Origin of the sequence: Paenibacillus daejeonensis DSM 15491 (assembly GCF_000378385.1) — a bacterium.
Taxonomy (GTDB): domain Bacteria; phylum Bacillota; class Bacilli; order Paenibacillales; family Paenibacillaceae; genus Paenibacillus_D; species Paenibacillus_D daejeonensis.
This window is the reverse complement of record NZ_KB899659.1, coordinates 664,386-685,296: the sequence shown is the minus strand read 5'-3', so window position 1 is coordinate 685,296 and position 20,911 is coordinate 664,386. Positions and strand designations below refer to the sequence as shown.

At 53.7% G+C, this 20,911-nt stretch carries 19 protein-coding genes; 13 read left to right on the top strand and 6 right to left on the bottom strand.

Going from position 1 to position 20,911, the window contains the following annotated elements:
• Positions 1–147 precede the first annotated feature (147 nt).
• From F556_RS0103255 to F556_RS0103240, 4 genes are read right to left on the bottom strand one after another with little or no spacing between them, the layout of a single operon-like run.
• The gene (locus tag F556_RS0103255; RefSeq protein WP_020615463.1) at positions 148–1,131 is read right to left on the bottom strand and encodes a polyprenyl synthetase family protein; all 984 of its coding nucleotides are present in this window, start codon (positions 1,129–1,131) and stop codon (positions 148–150) included.
• 39 nt (positions 1,132–1,170) lie between these two features.
• Positions 1,171–1,605 (bottom strand): hypothetical protein, encoded by a 435-nt coding sequence (locus tag F556_RS0103250; RefSeq protein WP_020615462.1) that lies wholly within the window; start codon positions 1,603–1,605, stop codon positions 1,171–1,173.
• 39 nt (positions 1,606–1,644) lie between these two features.
• Positions 1,645–3,492: an NAD(P)/FAD-dependent oxidoreductase gene (locus F556_RS0103245; protein ID WP_020615461.1), complete on the bottom strand. Its 1,848-nt coding sequence runs from the start codon at positions 3,490–3,492 to the stop codon at positions 1,645–1,647.
• A 50-nt stretch (positions 3,493–3,542) separates the two neighbouring features.
• Entirely contained in the window at positions 3,543–4,442 is a 900-nt protein-coding gene (locus F556_RS0103240; protein WP_020615460.1) for a hypothetical protein, read from the bottom strand.
• A gap of 283 nt (positions 4,443–4,725) precedes the next feature.
• Between F556_RS0103240 and F556_RS0103235 the strand changes: the two genes are divergently transcribed.
• The 3 genes from F556_RS0103235 to F556_RS0103225 all read left to right on the top strand — a co-directional run bounded on the left by F556_RS0103235 (position 4,726) and on the right by F556_RS0103225 (position 6,453).
• The gene (locus F556_RS0103235) at positions 4,726–5,265 is read left to right on the top strand and encodes an NAD(P)H-dependent oxidoreductase (protein ID WP_020615459.1); all 540 of its coding nucleotides are present in this window, start codon (positions 4,726–4,728) and stop codon (positions 5,263–5,265) included.
• Positions 5,266–5,272: 7 nt separating this feature from the next.
• Positions 5,273–5,731 carry a hypothetical protein gene (locus F556_RS36000; RefSeq protein WP_020615458.1) on the top strand — a complete coding sequence of 153 codons (459 nt, stop codon included), beginning with the start codon at positions 5,273–5,275 and terminating at the stop codon, positions 5,729–5,731.
• Between the two features lie 77 nt (positions 5,732–5,808).
• Positions 5,809–6,453: a hypothetical protein gene (locus tag F556_RS0103225; RefSeq protein WP_020615457.1), complete on the top strand. Its 645-nt coding sequence runs from the start codon at positions 5,809–5,811 to the stop codon at positions 6,451–6,453.
• 124 nt (positions 6,454–6,577) lie between these two features.
• Here the strand turns inward: F556_RS0103225 and F556_RS0103220 are convergent, their stop codons facing one another.
• The gene (locus F556_RS0103220; RefSeq protein ID WP_020615456.1) at positions 6,578–7,552 is read right to left on the bottom strand and encodes a cation diffusion facilitator family transporter; all 975 of its coding nucleotides are present in this window, start codon (positions 7,550–7,552) and stop codon (positions 6,578–6,580) included.
• 162 nt (positions 7,553–7,714) lie between these two features.
• On the opposite strand from F556_RS0103220, the gene F556_RS0103215 reads away from it, so the two are divergent.
• The 4 genes from F556_RS0103215 to F556_RS0103200 are packed head-to-tail and all read left to right on the top strand — an operon-like array spanning position 7,715 to position 9,835.
• Positions 7,715–8,176 (top strand): GNAT family N-acetyltransferase, encoded by a 462-nt coding sequence (locus F556_RS0103215; RefSeq protein ID WP_020615455.1) that lies wholly within the window; start codon positions 7,715–7,717, stop codon positions 8,174–8,176.
• Positions 8,173–8,610 (top strand): GNAT family N-acetyltransferase, encoded by a 438-nt coding sequence (locus tag F556_RS0103210; protein WP_020615454.1) that lies wholly within the window; start codon positions 8,173–8,175, stop codon positions 8,608–8,610. Before F556_RS0103215 ends, F556_RS0103210 begins: the two co-directional genes overlap by 4 nt.
• Before the next feature lie 16 nt (positions 8,611–8,626).
• On the top strand, positions 8,627–9,058 hold the full coding sequence (locus F556_RS0103205; protein WP_020615453.1) for an HD domain-containing protein: 432 nt from the start codon (positions 8,627–8,629) through the stop codon (positions 9,056–9,058).
• A 27-nt stretch (positions 9,059–9,085) separates the two neighbouring features.
• On the top strand, positions 9,086–9,835 hold the full coding sequence (locus tag F556_RS0103200; protein ID WP_020615452.1) for a class I SAM-dependent methyltransferase: 750 nt from the start codon (positions 9,086–9,088) through the stop codon (positions 9,833–9,835).
• 123 nt (positions 9,836–9,958) lie between these two features.
• Here F556_RS0103200 and F556_RS0103195 read toward each other — a convergent pair whose 3' ends face one another.
• The gene (locus F556_RS0103195; protein ID WP_020615451.1) at positions 9,959–11,497 is read right to left on the bottom strand and encodes a sulfatase family protein; all 1,539 of its coding nucleotides are present in this window, start codon (positions 11,495–11,497) and stop codon (positions 9,959–9,961) included.
• A 299-nt stretch (positions 11,498–11,796) separates the two neighbouring features.
• On the opposite strand from F556_RS0103195, the gene F556_RS0103190 reads away from it, so the two are divergent.
• From F556_RS0103190 to F556_RS0103165, 6 genes are all read left to right on the top strand, one after another.
• A complete protein-coding gene (locus tag F556_RS0103190) occupies positions 11,797–13,215 on the top strand; it encodes a glycosyl hydrolase (RefSeq protein WP_157272590.1) in 1,419 nt (472 codons plus the stop codon).
• A gap of 56 nt (positions 13,216–13,271) precedes the next feature.
• Positions 13,272–14,327 carry a LacI family DNA-binding transcriptional regulator gene (locus F556_RS0103185; RefSeq protein WP_020615449.1) on the top strand — a complete coding sequence of 352 codons (1,056 nt, stop codon included), beginning with the start codon at positions 13,272–13,274 and terminating at the stop codon, positions 14,325–14,327.
• A 312-nt stretch (positions 14,328–14,639) separates the two neighbouring features.
• The gene (locus F556_RS0103180; RefSeq protein ID WP_020615448.1) at positions 14,640–15,998 is read left to right on the top strand and encodes an ABC transporter substrate-binding protein; all 1,359 of its coding nucleotides are present in this window, start codon (positions 14,640–14,642) and stop codon (positions 15,996–15,998) included.
• Between the two features lie 79 nt (positions 15,999–16,077).
• Entirely contained in the window at positions 16,078–19,053 is a 2,976-nt protein-coding gene (locus tag F556_RS0103175) for an extracellular solute-binding protein (protein WP_020615447.1), read from the top strand.
• A 14-nt stretch (positions 19,054–19,067) separates the two neighbouring features.
• On the top strand, positions 19,068–20,039 hold the full coding sequence (locus tag F556_RS0103170; RefSeq protein WP_020615446.1) for a carbohydrate ABC transporter permease: 972 nt from the start codon (positions 19,068–19,070) through the stop codon (positions 20,037–20,039).
• On the top strand, positions 20,036–20,911 hold the full coding sequence (locus F556_RS0103165; protein ID WP_020615445.1) for a carbohydrate ABC transporter permease: 876 nt from the start codon (positions 20,036–20,038) through the stop codon (positions 20,909–20,911). Before F556_RS0103170 ends, F556_RS0103165 begins: the two co-directional genes overlap by 4 nt.

The window sequence follows — 20,911 nt, the reverse complement described above, 5'->3', positions numbered from 1 at the left end:
ATCCCCCTGGCCTTCCGCCAATATTACTCTTTCCATGCGTTCGTTTGTATCCTAATTCCCTAACTGGCCTTAGGTATAACGCAAATGACCCACAAGAGGGCACGTGCATCGTGTCCTTCTTGTGGGTCGTCGTTTGTTTGTCTGCCATCAGCTCAGAAAATATTGCGCCAGCACCCGCAACTGCGGGCTTGCGGGATGTTGAGCCAGCTGGCCGATCAGCGCCAGGGCCGCCTGTGCGTACGAGTCTGCCATTGCCTCACAGCGTTCGATGGCGTTACTGGCTGCAATCTCACGTATCGCCTCGTCAAAGGCAGCCGCATTCGCTGTCGGACCCAGCGCACGAATCTGCTGTGCAAGTTCGGGTTCCTCTAGTGCATAGAGCACCGGCAGTGTAATGTTGCCGTTACGCAAGTCTGCTCCAACCGGCTTGCCGAGTTGGCCCTCCTGCTGCGTGAAATCCATGATGTCGTCACGGATTTGGAATGTCATGCCCAGCGCTTCGCCCAATTGATAGAGCAGCTCGGCAACCTCGGGCTCTGCGTGTGTGCTATGGGCGCCTGCGCGTAGACACAAGGCGAGCAGCAGGGCGGTTTTACGCCGAGTTTTATCCAGATAATGTTGGAGGGTCAGATCGAAGTTGAAGCGGTTATGCAGCTGCTGATATTCGCCAATACACAACTCCGAGAGACTGGCCGCCAGCTGGGACTGCTGCTGCTCCTGTGCATCAGGCTCCCGGTCTGGGGCAGCCTCGGCCGCCCACTCCAGGACTCGTGCCATCATGTAGTTACCTGTAAGAACAGCGCCGGAGATGCCGATCTGCGTGTGCAGAGTCGGCGCTCCCCGGCGCAGGTCGGCTTGATCGATAATGTCGTCATGAATGAGGGAAGCCATATGCAAATATTCAACGAGAGCTGCGACCCTGAGGACCGGCCGTCTCCGCTCCAGCTTGCCGAACCGGCTGCCGACAATAACCATGATAGGACGCAATCGTTTGCCCCCGGCGTCAATCAACTTCAAGATCCCATCACGGACAATGGAGGAGGCAGGGAGGTCCCGGTCCGTACGGATGACCTCCCGCAGTGTCGCATCAATGACGCGCAGATCCACACCTAACTGGTCATGTAGCTTCATGCGGCATTCCTCCTCCTCTTGTTGGATTGTACTGCTATCTCACGCGCAGGACCGATTCAAATACTCTGCTATATGCTGGCGCTGTTCCGCGAAGAGCCCCTCTGCTGCCCGCCCCCGCAGCAGGGCGAGCTGCATCCGCTTTTGCAGAGGCGTCAACATGCCGAGCAGCTTCCACTCCTTGCGCCTGGAGGCGAGACGATAGACGAGTCCGCTTAAGTAATCACCATCCAGTATCGCCCGTGTCAACTGTTCATTGTCCTCTGCGGACAGGCGGCGATGCTTCATGACGGCCATGCGGATAAGGATGCAGCAGGCGAGGATGGTCACCTTCCGGTCAGAATCCAGCTCATGCATCTGCAGTAGGGCCGCGATATCCTCGGAGGGCACTACATCCAGCGTCAATGCCATCTCGACCGACGGGTCCATCTGTTCGCGCAACAGCCGGAGCGCTTCGTGTATCAGCACAGTTGTCATGGAACTCACACTCCTTTGCAGCTCTCCGGGAAAACCGGGCTAGTCAGAATAGGTGTACCAGCGCCGGACGAGCGGGATATGGCGCCATATTTTTTTGAGTATGGGATAGACGTAGTAATCAAGTCCGAACGTGCTTCCCGATCCACCGATCAGGGCAATGCCGGCTGCCATGTACCACAGCATGTCGTAGGGAGCCATGCCGGAAATCCAGATCATTGCCCCCATCGCTACAGATGCAGCTGCAGCAGGAGCACTGAACAATCCGACAATGAGCAGGAGTCCGACAATCAGCTCGGCCCCCACCATGGTGGCCTGGAACACGTACGCCAGAGCATTGTAGCTGCCATCTCCATGAAAGAACATGAGTCCCATCGACCAGTCAACAATCGATTGAACGATGTCAGGAACGGGCAGGGCAGAGAGGGCAGCTTCGGTATGGGCTGATGCCGCGGACACTGCATCAGCCGTAGCGGTTGCACCACTAGTGCCGTCCGCCGCCTGGGCGGGGATCAGAAACACCGCTCCAGGCTCCTTTAAAATCTTCACCATCTTATCCCAGCCTTGCAGGAACCACATGCCCCCCGTCAGCAGCCGCAGGGGGACGAGCCAGAAGTTCGGTGACCGCTTGGCGAAGTGTCCGCCCAGGAAGCTGCGATTGTTGCGGATATAGACAAACTCATGCAGCAGATAATGATACACTTTGTTGAAGCCGCACACCTGGAACAAATAAACGAGATTGATGAGATGCTTCACAGCCATCGCAGGCAGGCCGCTAAGCTGGAACATCATGCCCGGAATCCCTACATTGGCGACGCCGTAACGGCTCCCGATACAGACCATCGTTCCGTGAAAGGTCGGCTGATAGGCTTTTTTAGGTTTTTTTAAAAACTCGGATGCAATGTTGTGCGCAATGATTGGCGCTGCTAGCTCGGCATTTTCGACCATCTGGGGCACGGGGTGCGTAGCCCCCTCCGGAATATAGAAGATATTGTCTCCGACCACATACACATTCTCATGCGCGGGTACCTGCAGCTTGTCGTTGGTTAGAATCCGGCGGCGGCCTTTCTGCTCCACGTCGAGCTCTCCCACCAGATCGGTGCCTTCGACGCCGGCCGTCCAGATGACGGTACGCGAGAGGATGTCTGCTCCGCCCACTGTCACGGCATTTGCTTTCACTTCCGTAATTTTAGCTCCGGTGGAGATCTGTACACCCATCTTGCGCAGCCGCTTCTGTGATTTGTCGATCAGTCGCTGGGGCAAGATGGGCAGGATGCGGTCCATCATATCGGCCACATGGAGGGAGACCTCGCCGGGATCGACATGGAATTCCCGACACAGCTCCTTCGTGTACTCAGCGAGCTCGCCGATCATCTCTACCCCTGTAAACCCGCCGCCCACCACGACGAAGGTCAGCATTTCTTTGCGGGCCTGTGTATTTAATTCCTTAACGGCGCTGCGGAACATCTCCCGGGTATGCTCCTTCAGTCGAACGGCATCCTCGTAGGACCACAGCGTCAATGCATGCTCATCAGCCCCGGGAATTCCGAAGAAGGTTGGCTTACTGCCCGTCCCGATGACCAGGTAATCGTAGGCATAGGTTTGCTGGTGACCTTGCAGAGTCTGGCTCTCAAAATCAATGTCTCCGATTTCATCGAGCACGACCCGCACATTGCGGAAGCCGGCAAAAATCTTCTTGAGATCAATCTTGATGGAGTCTTCTGCTACCCGGTTCGCCGCAACCTCATGCAGCTCGGTAAGCAGCGTATGATACGGTTTGCGATCAATAAGTGTAATGGACACGTCAGGATGCTTGCGCAACCGGTTGGCGAGCTTCTTGGCGGTCAGAACCCCGCCGTAGCCGCCGCCTAGGACGATAATTCGCTTCATTGTGTTGTCCCCCTTAAGGGTGTAGTAGTCTTGGTTGCCCGATGCTGGGGTTACTTGGCGCCTGCCAATGCTTCTTCAGCCAACTGGACAAAGCTGTCCACGTGGATAGAAACACCTGCGATGGCATCCGTCTTGCCGTCTTCTGCCCGATAAACAATGTTGGCCGGGTCTTGCTGTTCCAGCAGGAACTGTTCGGCGCTGCGGGCCTGCTCGTGCCATTCAGCCGCGGCTCCGCCGTTGGCTTTCATGCCGTATTCGCCGTCTTTGGAACGCGTGATTTTGTCGGTGCCGCCGTCTTTGTGGGTACCATTCCAGCTAACTGCTGCAAGGTTGCCGTTAATGACCGTGATGGTGACATTTTCTTTCCAGCCAGACTTGGCATCGAATTCGGGAGCCTCGGCCCGGTACGTCCCGTCTTTGTAAGGGCCAGGGGTCACGGGACCGGCGGCCAGCGCCTCATCAATTAGGGAAGAGAACTCGCCGACACCGATGGATACCCCGGAGACTGCATCGGTTTTGCCTTCACTGTTTGGCGCGAGCGCCTCACTCTTTTGCTGATCCACTACAAACTGCTCGGCTTTGGCAGCTTGTTCATGCCACTCGGCCTGCGCGCCACCGTTCGCGACCATGCCATAAGCGCCGGCCTCGGAGACTGATTTTTTGTCAAGACCGCCATCCCTGTGCAGGCCGTTCCAGTGAACGCTTGCGATTTGGCCATTCTGGACGTCAAGGGCGACAACTTCTTTCCAGCCGGATTTTTCCGCATAGTCACCTTCGGCATAATAACGTCCGTCTGCCAGCCCCTCATTTCCCTCATTCGTTGAAGTGACAGGCGGGGCAGGGTCGGCATTGACTGGCTGCGTTTCCTCGGGGTCGTTGTTGCTTCCGCAAGCTGATAACAAGGCGATGGTCAACGTCATGACGAGCAGGCTACTCCACATTTTTTTCATTGCTGAACCCTCCGTTTTCTCATTGTGAATTCATTCACATTCTAACCATAACGCATTTGATGTCGCTTGGTTGTGAAAGTAATCACAAGTGGTGAATTTATTTTTGAATGTCCATTTCGATGAACTGGGCATGAGATCGATGAGAAAGAGGACGTGATTTTTGTCATAGGGAAGCGCGGTGGGATCGGTTATAGTTCAAAGTAATTCAGGTCTCGTATTGAATCTTGCCTAGCCAAGAGCGGTAATGGCAAGCCATACCAGACGGAGTAGGAGGAGAAGTGCGATGCATACACTGGTTATTGTGGTCCATCCCGGGCTGGAGGAGGGCTCGCGGGTCAATCGTCGTTTAGTGAAACAGTTGCGTGAGTCCGAGCAGGTAACGATCCATGAGCTTTATGCCAACTATCCAGATGGCAAGATTGATGTTGAAAGGGAGCAGGAGCTGTTACTCGGGCACAAGCGAGTGATCTTTCAATTCCCGCTCTGGTGGTACAGCGCACCGCCGCTGCTGAAGCATTGGTTCGATGAGGTGCTCACATTCGGTTGGGCGTACGGACCGGGCGGGGATCGGCTTCACGGACAGGAATGGATGGTGGCGGTCACGGCAGGCAGTCCAGCGGAATCCTACGGACCAGAGGGGTATAACCGGTACAGTCTGGAGGAAATGACTCGTCCTTATGAGGCTACGGCAAATTTGGTAGGAGCCAACTGGCTCCCGCTATTCGGCGTATGCAATGCTATGCAAGTGAGTGAGGAAGAGCTGGGATTGGCAGCTTGTCAGTATATGGAGCAGGCGCTAAGCATCACTGCGAGAGGTCGATGAACCCATCATGATCCTGGTTGCTAATTTGTGGATTCCGATTCTCATTCTATTACCGAATGTGCTGCTGATTGTAGCACCGCCGAGAGCGGAGACAGCATTTTCCAAGATTCGGATGCCGCGCTCATGGATCATAGCCGAGAATTTGGGCAGAATTGGCGTGCTGACGCTCCCTCTCTTTTTGCCAGCCGAGTTGGGCGGCGCGAGTGGGACAGCAGCGCTGGCCGTCATGTTTGCTGCACTGGCGCTGTATTATGCCGGATGGCTTCGTTTTTTTTCGGGAAGACGCTCGAGCAAGTTGTTGTATGAGCAACTCATGGGCATCCCGGTTCCATTAGCGGTTGCGCCTGTTCTTTATTTTGCCGGGTCCTCGTTGTTGCTGCACTCGTGGTTCATGAGCGTGTTTGCGCTTCTGCTTGCAGCAGGTCATATTCCTTCAAGTCTGCGAGTATATCATCACTTGATTTAGAAAATTCCTTAATATAGCAACTTTTTCACCCCGACATTCGTTTCTCAAGATATACCAAGTATTGGGAGCGTGCCGGGATGAAACGAGTAATGGTCTGTGTGTGTCTATGGATGATGGTAATCGCAGGCTGGTGGGGCGGGCAGATATTTGTTTATGCATGTACTCCTGCCACTTGGTCCTTTGAGTCCTTAGCGGGGCAATCTTCAGCCGTCGTGTATGGTCAGCTAACAGACGTCAGCCGGGATGGTCGAAAGGCGACACTGCTGGTGGAACAATTTATTGGCGCCGTCTCGGCGCCGCCTGCGATTGTGATGCCGGCTACGTTTTACGATCATAAAGGGCAAAACTCTACGTGTCCTGATTATTCAGCCCAATTCGCTCAGGGACAGTCTTCCGTAGTTTTCTTCAAGGAAGGAGACGACGGACAGATGACTCTCCTGCACCCCAGTTGGATTACTTCGCTCCCGGTTGAGGACGGGCAGGTTACTGTTGACATCCATGGGCAAACACAACCCATAGATGTCATGATGCAGCGGTACGCTGAAGCTCAGACAATGAGCGTTCAGACTCCTGCAGAGGATGCGAAGACTTGGAATCTGCGTGGTAATCGTCCAGTGGCAGCGGCTTGGCCTTATCTCCTGATTGCCGGAGTTGTGGCGATCCTAGCAAGCGTATATGTGTATAGGCGGGTTAAGCTCCGCCAGGCTAATAAGCTAACATAATGCATGTACATCTGGTTTTTACTTGATATAATAGGCGTAAAAAGCTCTCTTGTCCAGGATTGTCCACGCGTTCAGGGATAACTGTGTGAAGAACGGGGCTCTCCACTGCGAGAGCCCCGTTTCTCTAGTGACTGTGTCCCACGTGACTAGTGTTAAGTGCAGCCTTCACCGTACATAACACCGATCGTTCATGCCCATGGTCGACAGATTCAAGCTGCAAGGTAACATGCTGAATATCCTGGTGTGCTAGACGATGTTCAATCTCCTGTCGAATGGCTTCGGTGTGGGCTATGGTCAGGCTGGCATCCACTTCGATATGGGCGGTGAGCGCATGCAGACTGCTGGTGATGGTCCAGACATGCACATCATGGATTCCCTTCACGCCTTCGACCTCCCGTATGGAACGGACGATGTTATCCAACTCCATGCTTGCTGGTGTGCCTTCCATGAGGATATGAAGGGAAGAGCGGGTTACTTTGTAGCCGCTGCGCAATACGAGTGCGGCGACGATCACACTAGCGGCAATGTCTGCCCAGCCCCAACCGAAGAACAGCATCAACAGTGCGGCGGCAATAGCACCGACCGAACCCAGCATGTCGCTGATGACATGAAGATAAGCGCCCTGCATGTTCAGGTTATGCTCCGTATCGCTGCCTCGCATCATCAGCCAGGCAACCAGGATATTCACAAGCAGCCCGATCGTACTGATGATTAGCATGCCCATCGTGGCAACTTCTGGCGGATGGCTGAGGCGCACCATGGCTTCGTAGAAGATGTACAGCGAAATTCCAATTAAGGTAACACCGTTCAGCAAGGCAGCGAGAATCTCGAAACGACGGTAACCGTAGGTTTTACGCTGGTGAGCTGCCTTTTGTCCAAAGGTAAATGCCAGCAAGGCAATCCCGAGCGCGATGGAGTCAGAGAGCATATGCCCGGCATCCGACAAGAGTGCCAGACTGTTCGTCAGAAACCCGCCAATGGCCTCGACAACCATATAGAAGGTAATGATTAAGAACGATACAAGTAGAATCTTCTTGTTGTTGGTGTGTTCGTCATTGTGATCGTGAGCATGAGTGTGATTCGAGGTAGGCACTGTCATAAGAAATTCATCCCTTCAACTTAATATATGAATAGTTGATCATATGTTTAAATAAAGTATAATTCTATCCTCGGTCATAGTCAATGCTTTTCCGCTCATTTGTCTGTATGTATGCTACAATAGCAGCAGATAGCTGGTGTTCGGGCTGAAAAGGAGATCAACATGAGAACAATTGAATTGCGGGATGTGAGTGCCAACGCCCCCCATTTGCGCGAGTTAGTTGGGGAATTGGATGCTTATCTGGATACCCTCTATCCGCCGGAAGAAGTATTCCGGGTAGATCTGGATGCACCAACAAGTGAACAGGTGAGCTTTGTTGTCGCCTATGCGGATGGAGTAGCTGTCGGATGCGGGGCCATAAAACCGCTCCACTTGGATAGTGTTGAATTAAAGAGATTTTATGTGAGGCCAGCGTACCGTAATGTTGGCCTTGCCAAAAAAATTCTTGATTATCTGGAAGCCGCGGCGCTTGCGCGAGGCTGTAAGATCCTCAAATTAGAAGCGGGACTGCCCCAGGTGGCGGCGATGAAGTTCTATGCGAAGAATGGCTATTACGAGATTGAACGATTTGGGGAATACGCCGACTGTCCGTCAAGTGTGTGCATGGAGAAAATATTAAGATGACAGATCAGCAAGCTTGCTCATTTGTTGAATTGGTTGGTTCGACTCACTTCAATGCCATCAATGAGCTGCTGTCCGCCTGCGTCTGGGGTGACCGGGATAAGGTGGCAACGGTCTACAACTCCTATATGTCAAATGACGATTACACGCTATACGGTATGCTTCAGCACCAGGTAGTGGCTGGCCTAATGGGCGTTCGTTATAGACTGGACCACAGCGCAATCGTCCGTCATATTGCGGTACGAGAAGACTGTCGCCATCAGGGGATAGGCAAGCGCATGATTTCAGAGTATGTTGGGTTACACGCAATCCGCAGTCTGGAGGCGGAGACAGACCATGACGCGGTCGAATTTTACAGGCAATGCGGTTTCCAGATTCAGAGCCTGGGGGAGAAGTATCCCGGCGTGGAGCGGTTTAGGTGTACGATCAAGCTATGAAGGAGGGAAGCCCACAATGAACATCGAACGCGCCATTGCCATTGCTCTACAGGCCCACCAAGGCCAACTGGACAAAGGCGGCCACCCCTATATTCTGCATCCGCTGGCGGTTATGAACCGGGTACATACGCTCGACGAAAAGATAGTTGCCGTGCTGCATGATGTCGTGGAGGACTCTGATGTGACGCTTGAAGAATTAAGACGAGAAGGATTTGAAGAGCCCATTATCGAGGCCGTTGCGCGCTTGACCAAGTCAGAAGGCGACAGCTACGAGAAATTCATTGCTAGGGTAAGCACCCATACGTTGGCCCGGTCGGTCAAGATTGCTGATATCCAGGAAAATATGGATCTGTCGCGCATCCCGAATCCTACGGATGAAGACCAGCGACGACTGGACAAGTACGAACGAGCTTTGCGCCTATTGGGTTACCCTCAAGCCTCCATCTAGAGGCTCGAAGGAAAGGAGCAAGACCACATGCATACTTACGGTGAATTATGTACCGAGGTCTATGAGATTAGCAAACCCGTAGGTTTCTCTTATGGGGATGTCGAGTATTATAAGGAGCGGCTTCAGCACGTCTCCGGTCGCGTATTGGAGGTGGCTTGCGGCTCTGGTCGCGTCATGATTCCGCTTCTGCAGCATGGCATTGCCATAGAAGGGGTGGATAATGCGCCAGCCATGCTGGAGGCCGGTAGACGAAATGGTCGCAGGCTTGGAGTTGAACCTATTTTGCACCATGGGGAGATGAGCCGTTTCAGCCTGGACGCCTCGTATGAAGCCATCATTATCCCCGGGGGTTCCATTCAGTTAATCGAGACCCGGGAGGAGCTGCTACAAGCACTCCAATGCTTCCGCACGCATATGCAGGAGCAGAGCGTGCTGATTCTGGACACCTTTCTTCCCACCGATTACAACCTGGACACGACGAAAACAAGAATGTGGGAAACCGAGGATGGGGATGCCATTACACTGGAGGAGAAACGAATCGAGGTTGATTTCATTAACCAGCGTATCCTCTCTCTCTTGCGCTATGACAAATGGCGTGATGGATCTCTCGTCCAGTCTGAGCTGCAGCGGCTGCCGCTGTGCTGGTACGGAGTCGACGAATTCCGTTTGCTGCTGGAGAGCACCGGGTTCACGGATGTAACAGTGACGGGGAATTACAAGCATGGATCGCCACCCTCAGAGGCGGGCAGCATGATTACCTATGAAGCTAGCAAATAATAATAGGATGTGAACGGGCAGGAAAGATCCGAACTGATCCTAATAATATCCTCTTGCACGCAAGGCCGGATCCCGTCGGGGTCCGGCCTTAGTTACATTTTATGACAAGTTGTGCAACTACCTTCACGCATGATGAATCCGCGGCATTGGCATTGGTTCTTTGCCAAGCTCGGCCCACACGTAGCGGAGCAGGAGCTCGCTCTTCAACGCTGCGCTCCCTGGATCATCCCACAGATTGCACAGTTCATTCGGATCCGTCTGCAGATCAAATAACTCCCCATAGATCTGATTGTAATACACCGTAATCTTGTAGCGCGCATCCACATAGGTTTTCTGATGAATCGTCGTCGGCTCGTGACGGAATTCGACGATGGCATGCTCCCTGGCCGATTCGCGTTCCCCCAGCCATACCTTGCGTTGGTCGCATCCTGTCATCTCATGGGGAATGGGCAGTCCGGCGAAGGATAAAAATGTCGGCGCCAGATCGACCAAGGACTGGATGGCATCTGACCGCCGTCCCGCAGGCACCTGCCCAGGATAGCGGACGACAAAAGGGAGCCGAATCAAATCCTCATAGTGAAATCCACCCTTCGCCTGCAAGCCGTGCTGTCCGAAGAAATGCCCATGGTCGGTCGTAAATACGACGATTGTGTCCTCGGCCAAACCCAGCTCGTCGAGCTTGTCCAGTATACGTCCAATATATTTGTCCATCATGCTGATCATACCGTAGTAGACGGCTACCAGACGCTTGCGGTCGACGTCTGTCAAGCGCAGCTGCTGCCCGTATTCGTAATAGTGATGGGAGCGGTAACCATGAATACCATAGCCAGTCTCAGCCAGATGTGAGAAATCCGGGTCCTCCTGCTGGGTCAGTCCGAAGTGCGGCGGATTGCGGTCATGCTCGCCTGGGGTGACAGCGGGTACCGTAAGCTGCTCCGGGTCATACATGGATGCCCACGGCTCAGGCACCAGATACTCAGGATGCGGATCAAAGAAGCTGGCCCATAGGAAAAATGGTTCGTCCTTCGCTTGATAGCTCTCCAGCAGCACATTGGTACGCTCGGCAATCCAGGTATTGTAATGGAATTGCTCCGGAATCGGCCAGGTGTAGGTGATTGCGGGATCCATACTTCCGGTTGGGGGAAGGAAGTATTGTCGCCAGTCGTGGCAGCCTTGTTCCTCTAGCCATAAGGCATAGTGCTGGCCAACATGTGCTTCATTGGTATGATTTCGTGCCAGCTCGACATGGTCGAAACCATAGAAGGGGCCGTGGAAGTCTCGCCAATAGGCCAAGTCCTGGAGGTACGGGTAAGCCTCCACCGATGGATAGGCTTCCGTGGAGCGGAGCGGCTGGAAGTGGGCCTTGCCCACCAGGGCAGTGCGGTAGCCAGCCGCGGCGAAGTCTTCACCGACGGTATGACGGGTCTCTAGCAGCTTGGTGCCCAGCGTCCACGCGCCATGCTGACTCGGATACATCCCTGTAATGATGGAGGCCCTGCTGGGCGTACAGGTCGGATTGGGACAGTAGGCTCGGTCGAATGTCGTGCCTTCCCGCACCAGCCGGTCGAGATTCGGCGTCGTGAGCTCCGGTTGAAATGCACCGAGCGTATTCCAATGCTGTTGGTCGCTTGTGATTAGCAGAATGTTAGGTTTCTTGGGCATTTATCATCACCTCTATATTTGATAATAAGGAAATGATAATGGTTTTAAAATAGCCTTGTGTTAGATGGAACTTGTCATTTTGTCGGTTTCGACTGTTTCCCGGCTAGTATGTTCAATAGCTAATTAAGGCATGATTTTCCGTCTAATAATCACATGAACAATTGAAGAAATGTTGTAGAGGCTATTGACGAGGTTTTGTTTTGTGTTTAAAGTTATTATTATCCTAACAAAATAAATATAAAATCGTCCTACTGTTTGGTTCGGACGACCCGGGAGGGGATTCTATTCGCAACAGATCCTTGAAAGCCCTAGCTGGGATTGGATTGCTTTTGATACTGGCAGCCTGCACTACCCAGTCGGTAGAAGAAGCCTGGTTGCGGTTTGAAGCGGAAGAAGGCTTGGTGCATGGCACGGAAGCGTCTTCCGATGGCGACGGTTTTTCTGGACAGGGCTATGTGACAGGGTTTGAACAAGAGGACGATGCCTTGACGGTTATTTTGGAAGCGTCTACAAAATCACTGTATGAAGTCCGGGTCGGCTACCGTGGCGCGCATGGTGAGAAGATGACGGTCATGCGGTTGAATGATGATCCTGCAGGCGATCTGCGCCTGCCCGCCTCCAGCGGGTTCGAAGAAGTGTATGCCGGCAAGCTGTTGCTGGAGGAAGGGGAGAACGCACTGCAATTTGTCTCCTCCTGGGGGTGGTATGACCTGGATTATGTGGATATTCGCCTTGCGTCTGTCCGCGCGGAGCACAACGTAGAGAATGTGCTGGTTACTCCGAAGCCCAGCGCGGGGGCACTAGCGCTGCACGAGTTTCTCATCGAGCAGTATGGCAGCAAGATTCTCTCGGGACAGCAGACCCTGCAGGAGGCGCTTCAACTGGGCTGGACCTACGGCAAGCTGCCCGCCATTGCGGGCTTCGACTTGATGGATTATACGCCCAGCCGTACGGAACGGGGCACGACCTCCCGCGAGGTCGAGGACATGCTGACTTGGCATGACAAGGGTGGCATTGTCACGCTGGCCTGGCATTGGAATGCGCCGATGGATCTTATCGATAGCGAGGATCAGCCATGGTGGAGAGGCTTTTATACAGACGGCACGACCTTCAATGTGCAGGAAGCTTTAGCGGATCCGGAGTCACAGGCCTACCAACTGCTGATGCGCGACATCGACGTCATCGCTTTTCAGCTGAAACGTCTTCAGGAAGCCGGGGTTCCAGTGCTCTGGCGACCACTTCACGAAGCCGAGGGTGGATGGTTCTGGTGGGGCGCTCAAGGACCGGAGCCAGCCAAGGCGTTGTACCGGATTTTATTCGAACGACTAACCGTCAAGCATGAGCTGAGCAATCTCATCTGGATCTGGAACTCGGAAGACCCGGACTGGTATCCTGGGGACGATGTGGTTGATATTGTAAGTGTCGATTCCTACCCTCAGCCGGGCGATCACCATCCCGTCAGCCGCAGCTACGATAATCTGGTCCGTCTCGTGAATGATCGCAAGCTGGTTGCCTTGACCGAGAACGGGGCGATACCCAATCCTGAGCTCATGATCCAGTATGGTGCGCACTGGAGCTGGTTCTGTACCTGGAGCGACGAATTTATCGGAGACGGCAAGCACAACAGCCCGGAGCATATTGCGGCTGTGCTGAATCATGAGTATGTTCTGACTCTGGATGAGCTCCCCGAATTTTTGACACAGCCGGGGAGTGAATAAACGACGAAAAATGCTATACTAGGCTAGATGACAGTTCGTTCGAGGATGGGTGGAACATGAGGAAAAAAGTTACCATACAAGAGATTGCCGATCTGGTGGGCGTCTCCAAGTTTGCTGTCTCCCGTGCCTTGAGCGCTAAGTCCGGCGTTAGCCCGCAGACGAGAGAAACCATTTTGAAAGCCGCAGGACAGCTGGGCTACTTCCGACAACCGGAGCAGAACCAACAGATGCCGATACGACAGTCCGCGCCGCGCCCCGACAGTAACTGGCGTCCCAACGGCACGGAGTCGGGCACGATCGTCGTGCTTTTTCCCAATGTCCGATATCAGAACAGGGACTCGATCTATTGGGGGCCTATATTCGAAGGCATTACGAACCGGCTTGAACAACGGGGACTTGATTTTCTGACCGTGACGGAGCCGTCGGGAGACAACCTGTTCAGCCTGCTTAATCCAGGAGCCATTCGTGGAATCATTACCATAGGCGCAGTCTCCACGCATATCCTGCTGGATATCGCCAAGACCAAGATCCCTACGGTGATGGTAGATCATGACGATCCTGCATTTCCATGTGATACAGTGTTCGTCGATAATTTTCATGCCATGAAGCAGTTGATGGTCCGACTCATCAGTAAGGGCTACCGTTCGTATCAGTTTGTCGGCCCTATCCAGGACGCACTCAGCTTCGAGCTGCGCTGGCTTGCGTTCAAGTCTGCGCTGGAGGAGCATGAGATCCCCTTGCAGCAGGACCCGCTGCTTATCAGTGCCCAGGCGTACGACATCTACTTGATGATGCAGCAATACCCGCTGGATAACTTGCCGGAAGTCTTCGTATGCGCGCATGACGTGAATGCCTCCTATCTGATTGAGGAGCTGGCCAAAAGGGGGCTCAACGTCCCTGCAGACTGCGTCGTGACGGGTTTTGACAACACGATGGAGGAGGCGCCGATTCTGGCAACCATCGATGTTAACAAGGGATGGCTGGGCACCCGGGCGGTGGATCAGCTGCTCTGGCGTCTGGATTGCCCCGACAGTAGTCCCGAGCGCAAGCTCATCGCCGGAGAGTTGGTTGTCAGAGAACAGCATGGGCGAAAAACAGTCAGCAGCGTCTAGCTGACTCTAGCAAATGAATCAAGCAAAAAGAGCCTTCTTCCAAGCGAAGAGGGCTCTTTTTCCTAACAAAAACAAAACAGAAGCAAAACAAGTCATAACAAAGAAAAACAAAATAATATCAAATGTTGACGTTTGGTAGGTGTCGTGTTATTATTTTTTTGTGATTAGCATCCAGCCTTTTCCTTAACTAGAATCAAGCAGGTAGTGGTGCTTATTTTTTAAAAGGGGGTTGTAAGCGTTTACTAAAACAGAATCTCAGTCAAACAGAAACAGGTTTCATCTCCAAAACAATTCCAGGGGAGGATGGCAACAATGAAATCAGTGAAATGGCTTTTATTGGTTATGTTAGCGCTTACACTAGTGGTGGCAGGATGCAGCGGGGGAAACAATGAACCACCAGCACCACCGGTTCAAGAGAATGAGCCACCGGCGGCAGAGGATCCACCAGCTGAAGAGCCTGTGGAGGAAGTAGCGGATATTAACTTGGACGGACGGACCATTCGGATCGCAGCTTGGTGGGATGGAATGCCGGCTGGCGAGACGGCGGACGAGATTGCCCAGCTCGAGAAAATGGCGGAGCTGGAAGAAGCCTATAACTTCAAGTTTGAATTCATTAACATCCCCTTTGAAGAATATATGGACAAATTTACAACTTCGGTGCTCTCCGGCGAACCTTTTGCCGACGTTGCCGTTATGGAATACAAGCGCGCCGCGGTTCCGGTGAAGTCCGGACTGGTCTTGCCGCTCAGCGAGTTCACGACAGCGGACAGCAACATCAACAACGAGGGCAATCTGGTAGGAAAGCTTCCAGCACTAGCCGGTGGTGAATACGCTTTCTGGCCGCCGAGTGTATCGATCGTAGGGATTCACTACAACCGTGAGATCTTCAACCAGCTTGGCTTGCCGGATCCGCAGGATCTGTTGGAGAGCGGAGAATGGACCTGGGATAAATTTCTGGAAATTGCCAAGACTGCGACACGCGACACGAACAACGATGGAACTCCGGATATTTACGGATACTCTGGCTGGGCAGCCGATATGGCGCGTCACTTCGGCGTTTCCAACGGCATCACTTTTGTAGACGGCAACACGATGGAGGATAAGTCCACTGATCCAAAAATGATTGAAGCGCTGGAATTCGTGAACCGTGTCTACAACGCAGAGAATGTCGTCAAGGTCAAATCGGGCAATCCGATGGACTGGAATGAAACGAACACGTTCAAAGATGGCGATGTGGCGATGTCGCTGCAGTACGATTGGAACATCGGCGATCTGAGCTTTGAAGCTGGCGTTGTACCGATTCCTGCTGGTCCGAACTCGGATGGTACCCATACATTCGCCAACACGGCACTGAATGGCTGGTTCATTCCAAAAGGTGTAGAGAACCCGGAGCACGTGTACCGCATTTTCGAAGAAATGCGCGACATCACCACTACAGAAGAGTATGTTGGTCAGGATTGGCTGGAAGGCCGTTACAAAACCGAGCGCGATATTGAAATTGCGCTGGAGCATGTGAACGGAACAGGCATGATCTCGATTGAGGAAGGTGTGCCGGATTATCCGTTCTTCGCAATCATGGATGAAATCATCATCCAGAAGCAATCCGTAACCGCAACCGTCGAAAGTCACAAGCAGGCGGCCCAGGAAGCATTGGCGAACCTCGGTAGTTAAGCAGTCATGAGCCTCGGGAGGGTGTGCTGCGTCTGGGCACACCCTCCTGTCTTAAGGCTCAAGAAGAGGAGGTCTGGCATTGAATAGAACGCGTCGATTGGTTCGTACCTTCATCGCAGGTTTGTGCATTACGCTGGCATGCGGCGTACCTGCCGCCACCTCGAATCTCAAGGCCGAAGAACAGCAACTCTCTTCACAGGCTGACGGACAGACGAGTTTGGATGCGGACAGCTTGTTCGATATGATCATGCAGGGCAATACTTATGCCGACTATGTAGCGTCTCATGACGGTGTAGCTGCGCCGGAGCGGGAGATCGTTATCGATGCGGCGGACTATACCGAGATCCGAGGCGAGGGCTTCCAGACCCGGGACCGGTTTGAAGGGATGGACGGCACGGCTCTCCTCACGGAAGAGCAAGGCCAGGTGGAGTGGAAAGTGAATGTCCCGCAGTCGGGACTTTACCATATATCCATGCTCTATTACCCCACCCGGGGCAAAAGCTCAGGCATCGTCCGCACACTGTTGATTGACGACGAGGTACCGTTTGAGGAAGCGGCCTATCTCCAATTCGACCGGGTTTGGGACAACGAACTGAGCGAAGTGCAGCGAGATAACCGCGGCAATGAACTGCGACCAAGGCAGCAGGAGAATCCCGAGTGGCGCGAGACACTGTTCAAGGACTCGGAAGGATATTATGAGGAGCCGTTCCAGTTCTATCTATCGGCGGGGGAGCACACGCTGACCTTGGTTTCACAGCGTGAACCGATGGCGATCCGCCAGCTCAAGCTGTTCCAGCAGCCGGATGCAGTCCCTTACAAAGAAGTGAAAGCTGCGCACACGGATGCTGGCCGACAACCGACCAGCGGGGTACGAGTGGTCGTTCAGGGAGAGGATGCGATAGCCAAATCATCGCCGACCCTGTATCCGCAAATCGAGCGCTCCTCGCCTGCTGTCCATCCATACAGTCCCTCGGAAACGAGAGTCAATACGATTGGCGGTCACAATTGGCGGTTGCCGGGAGAGTGGATCGAATGGGAGTTCGAAGTGCCGGAGTCGGGATTGTATAACCTTGGCTTCAAGGTGCAGCAGAATTTCGTACGGGGGATCTATTCCACCCGCCGGTTGACGATTGATGGCGAAGTGCCGTTTCAGGAGATGGAGCGGGTACCGTTCCGCTACGCGAGCGGATACCGGACGGATGTGCTGGGTGAGGATGAGCCGTACCTCTACTACCTGGAGGAAGGCAAGCATGTGCTGCGTCTTGAGGTTACGCTGGGCGAGTTCGCAGAGCTCATCCGCCAGGTGGAGGAGAGCGTGTATCACTTGAACGCGATCTACCGGAAGATTCTGATGATAACTGGCGCTTCGCCGGATCAGTTCCGGGATTATCGGGTGGAGCAGCAGGTGCCTCATCTGCTGGAGACCTTCGCAGCAGAGAGTGACCGTCTGAAGCAGGTAAGTGAAGAACTGCGGCGTCTCTCCGGCGGCAGCGGGGATTCAGAGGCACTGCTGAAGACGATGTATAACCAGTTGGATGAGATGGTCGACGAACCGCATACGATTCCCCGCCGGCTTGGTGCATACAAGGCTAACACGGGTGGTCTGGGCACTTGGCTGCTGACTGCGAGAGAGATGCCGCTGCAGATTGACGAATTCTATGTCGTCTCGCCCGATGAGAAGCTGAAGAAAAAAGGGGCAGGTTTCTGGAAAGGGCTGCGTCATGAGCTGAGTACGTTCGCCTATTCGTTCTTCATTGATTACAACCAGATTGGCAATGTCGCAAGCGGTAACGAAGAGCGCTCGATTACCGTCTGGATTGGCAGTGGCCGAGACCAGGCCAATACGTTGAAGTCAATGATCGACGACACATTCACGCCAGAGACTGGCATCTCGGTCAATCTGAAGCTGGTGCAAATGCACACGCTCTTGCCGGCTACCCTGGCAGGGCAAGGCCCGGACGTGGCGATGCAGATCGGCAATGATATTCCCGTCAACTACGCGATGCGTAATGCGGTAGCCGATCTGGCCGGCTTCAGCGATTTTGAAGAAGTTGCCGAGCGTTTCCGGCCCAGCGCAATCGTGCCTTACCAGTACGAGAGCGGCGTCTACGCATTGCCGGAAACCCAGACCTTCAACATGTTATTTTATCGCAAGGATATCTTCAACGAGTTAGGCATGTCCGTGCCGAATACCTGGGAGGATATCACGCGCCTGTTCGCCATTTTGAACAAAAATCAGATGAGCTTCGGCATGCCACTGGTTCTGCAGCCACAGTATCCGGGGGAGAATATCCCGCCGAACTCGCTGTATGCTTCGTTGCTGATCCAGAACGGCGGCCAGTTCTACCGGGATGGCGGACGCGAATCCGATCTGGATTCCCGGGTTGGCGTCGAGGCGTTCAAAACCTGGACGGAGCTCTATACCGACTACAAGCTGGAACGCGAATTTGACTTCGCTAACCGCTTTCGGACCGGTGAGATGCCTGTCGGCATCGCCGACTACACGACCTATAACCAGTTGACCGTCTTTGCACCGGAGATCCGGGGGCTGTGGGGCTTCGTCCCTATCCCTGGCACATTGCAGGAGGATGGCAGCATTGACCGTTCGGTGCCGAGCGGCGGCAGTGCAACAGTCATGCTGGAGAGTGCGAAAGATAAGGATGCGTCATGGGAGTTCATGAAATGGTGGACCAGCGATGAGGTGCAAATCGCTTATGGCCGCGAGATGGAGAGTCTGATGGGAGCCGCTGCACGCTACCCGACAGCGAACATACGAGCACTCGACAGTCTGCCGTGGCCGGTCAATGACTACGAGCAGCTCAAGGCACAATTCGAATGGGTCGAAGGAATTCCCGAGGTGCCTGGCGGTTACTTTACGGGACGTCATTTGCTCAATGCCTTCTATTCGGTGGTTGTCAACAGTGAGGATCAGTATGTGGTCGGTCTGCGCGTACCTGGCAAGAAAGCCGAGCCTCGCGAGACCATCGTCGAATACGTCGAATTCATGCATGAAGAGATACGCTCGAAACGGAGAGAATTTGGACTTCCGCAATAAGGAGGGGGAGCAATATGTCTGAAGCGATCGCCCGCCGGCGGAAGCGGAAGGAGCCGGGTGTCCCGCAGCCCGGCAGTCGGCCTGATACCTGGTGGAGCCTGAAGAGAAAAGCGTTTGTCGTAAATAAGCATGCTTACGTGTTGATGGCTCCCTATATGATTTTGTTCGCGTTGTTTACCGTCTTGCCGGTCGTCATGTCGCTGTTGATCAGCTTCACCTACTTCAACATGCTGGAGCTGCCGACCTTCATCGGCTGGCAGAATTACTCCAGGCTCTTTCTGGAGGACGATGTCTTCCTGATTGCTGTCAAGAACACGCTGCTGTTCGCAGCGATTACCGGACCGCTTAGTTACGTAGCTTGCTTTGTCTTTGCCTGGATTATTAACGACATGCGGCCCAAAGTTCGGGCGTTCATGACCCTGGTTTTCTATGCGCCCTCCATCTCGGGCAACATCTTCTTCATCTGGCAGATGATCTTCTCCGGCGACCGATATGGAATCGCCAATGGTTTCCTGATTCGCTGGGGCATCATGCTGGAGCCGATCCAATGGCTGAAGACGGAGATCTACATTCTGGGCATTATCATCCTCGTACAGCTGTGGCTGAGTCTGGGGACTGGCTTCCTTGCTTTTATCGCCGGACTGCAGACCGTAGACAAAACGCTGTACGAAGCAGGCGCAGTGGACGGAATTCGCAACCGCTGGCAGGAGCTGTGGTACATCACACTGCCATCCATGCGGCCGCAGTTGATGTTTGGCGCGGTCATCCAGTTGACGACCTCATTTGCTGTGGCAGAGGTGTCCATTCAACTGGCAGGATTCCCTAGTGTCAACTACGCGGCAGAAACGATTGTGACGCATTTGATGGACTTCGGTACGATCCGGTTTGAGATGGGCTTCGCGTCGGCCATCGCCACTGTGCTGTTCGCGCTAATGGTCGGTACCAACCTGATCGTTCAACGACTTCTTCGGAGGGTGGGGCAATGAGTGCGTTAAATCTATCCTTCCGCATGCGGAAGAAAAAAGTCAATCGTTCGCTTGGCGGCAATATTCTCATGTTCCTGTTTCTGGCGGTCACCGGAGCTTTCATGGCTCTGCCGCTCGTCTATGCGATCAACGCGGCGTTCAAGCCGCTCGACGAAATTTTTCTGTTTCCGCCTACCTTGTTTGTACGGAATCCGACGCTGGACAATTTCGTGGATCTGACCGCCTTGCTGGGCAACTCCTGGGTGCCGTTCTCCCGTTACATTTTCAATACCGTGTTCATTACCGGCATGGGTGTTGTCGGTCACGTGTTGTTCGCTTCGGCGGCGGCCTACCCGCTAGCCAAGATGAACTTTCCGGGCAAGAATATCCTGTTCACAACCGTCGTTCTGGCGCTTATGTTTGCACCCCAAGTAACGGCGATTCCGAACTATATGATCATGTCCTGGATCGGTTTGATCGACACCTACTGGGCGGTCATCATTCCGGCCTTTGCCTTCCCGCTCGGTCTCTATCTCATGAAGCAGTTCATGGAGCAGATCCCGGATGCGCTTATCGAAGCAGCCAAAATTGACGGGGCGTCTGAATATAGGATTTTCTGGCAAGTGGTCATGCCTAATGTCAAGCCGGCCTGGCTCACATTGATGATCTTGCTGTTCCAGATTCTATGGGGCACCGAGGGTAATGGATTCATCTATAGTGAAGAATTGAAAACGCTGCACTTTGCTACGAATCAGATTATTCAAGGGGGTATCGCCCGGGCAGGGGTTGGTGCGGCAGTTGCGCTCATCCTGATGAGTGTACCGATTACCCTGTTTGTATTCTCACAGAGCCGGATCATCGAGACGATGGCTACTTCCGGCATGAAGGATTAA

Coding starts and splice junctions, on each gene's coding strand:
- F556_RS0103255 (WP_020615463.1), bottom strand. CDS start 1,131: ATGAAGCTACATGACCAGTTAGGTGTGGATCTGCGCGTCATTGATGCG.
- F556_RS0103250 (WP_020615462.1), bottom strand. CDS start 1,605: ATGACAACTGTGCTGATACACGAAGCGCTCCGGCTGTTGCGCGAACAG.
- F556_RS0103245 (WP_020615461.1), bottom strand. CDS start 3,492: ATGAAGCGAATTATCGTCCTAGGCGGCGGCTACGGCGGGGTTCTGACC.
- F556_RS0103240 (WP_020615460.1), bottom strand. CDS start 4,442: ATGAAAAAAATGTGGAGTAGCCTGCTCGTCATGACGTTGACCATCGCC.
- F556_RS0103235 (WP_020615459.1), top strand. CDS start 4,726: ATGCATACACTGGTTATTGTGGTCCATCCCGGGCTGGAGGAGGGCTCG.
- F556_RS36000 (WP_020615458.1), top strand. CDS start 5,273: ATGATCCTGGTTGCTAATTTGTGGATTCCGATTCTCATTCTATTACCG.
- F556_RS0103225 (WP_020615457.1), top strand. CDS start 5,809: ATGAAACGAGTAATGGTCTGTGTGTGTCTATGGATGATGGTAATCGCA.
- F556_RS0103220 (WP_020615456.1), bottom strand. CDS start 7,552: ATGACAGTGCCTACCTCGAATCACACTCATGCTCACGATCACAATGAC.
- F556_RS0103215 (WP_020615455.1), top strand. CDS start 7,715: ATGAGAACAATTGAATTGCGGGATGTGAGTGCCAACGCCCCCCATTTG.
- F556_RS0103210 (WP_020615454.1), top strand. CDS start 8,173: ATGACAGATCAGCAAGCTTGCTCATTTGTTGAATTGGTTGGTTCGACT.
- F556_RS0103205 (WP_020615453.1), top strand. CDS start 8,627: ATGAACATCGAACGCGCCATTGCCATTGCTCTACAGGCCCACCAAGGC.
- F556_RS0103200 (WP_020615452.1), top strand. CDS start 9,086: ATGCATACTTACGGTGAATTATGTACCGAGGTCTATGAGATTAGCAAA.
- F556_RS0103195 (WP_020615451.1), bottom strand. CDS start 11,497: ATGCCCAAGAAACCTAACATTCTGCTAATCACAAGCGACCAACAGCAT.
- F556_RS0103185 (WP_020615449.1), top strand. CDS start 13,272: ATGAGGAAAAAAGTTACCATACAAGAGATTGCCGATCTGGTGGGCGTC.
- F556_RS0103180 (WP_020615448.1), top strand. CDS start 14,640: ATGAAATCAGTGAAATGGCTTTTATTGGTTATGTTAGCGCTTACACTA.
- F556_RS0103170 (WP_020615446.1), top strand. CDS start 19,068: ATGTCTGAAGCGATCGCCCGCCGGCGGAAGCGGAAGGAGCCGGGTGTC.
- F556_RS0103165 (WP_020615445.1), top strand. CDS start 20,036: ATGAGTGCGTTAAATCTATCCTTCCGCATGCGGAAGAAAAAAGTCAAT.